The organism is Massilia sp. MS-15 (genome assembly GCF_020176695.1).
Taxonomy (GTDB): domain Bacteria; phylum Pseudomonadota; class Gammaproteobacteria; order Burkholderiales; family Burkholderiaceae_D; genus Telluria; species Telluria hydrophila.
The window spans coordinates 1-363 of sequence record NZ_JAIWIA010000109.1; the positions used below are offsets into that span (position 1 = coordinate 1).

The 363-nt window shown below is 52.6% G+C and carries 1 protein-coding gene; it reads right to left on the bottom strand.

From position 1 onward, the window contains the following. Positions 1-93: 93 nt before the first annotated feature. Positions 94-363: dTDP-4-dehydrorhamnose 3,5-epimerase family protein (locus tag LCI23_RS20495; protein WP_224948284.1), on the bottom strand; the 270-nt coding region annotated here is incomplete at its 5' end.

The window sequence follows — 363 nt, forward strand, 5'->3', positions numbered from 1 at the left end:
ACATTACGTGAAAATCTGCCAAATACAGATTTTCTCATAACATGAAGTTATACTAATCGTTAAAGACTTGTAGCCCCATCAATGGGGGTTTCTTTAGGGGAAGGACTCGGCTTTTTCAAAGTAAAGCCCCTGCTCGTCCTTGGCGGACATTCGTGGCTGCCCGGTGATGGGCCAGTTAATGCCTAACGTCGGGTCGTTCCAGGCAATGCAGCGCTCGTGCTCGGGCGCGTAATAATCGGTCAGCTTATAGATGACCTCCGCTGACTCCGACAGCACCAGGAAACCGTGGGCGAATCCTTCCGGCACCCACAACTGAGCTTTGTTGTCAGCGCTCAGGAGGTCGCCCGTCCACTGTCCGAACGT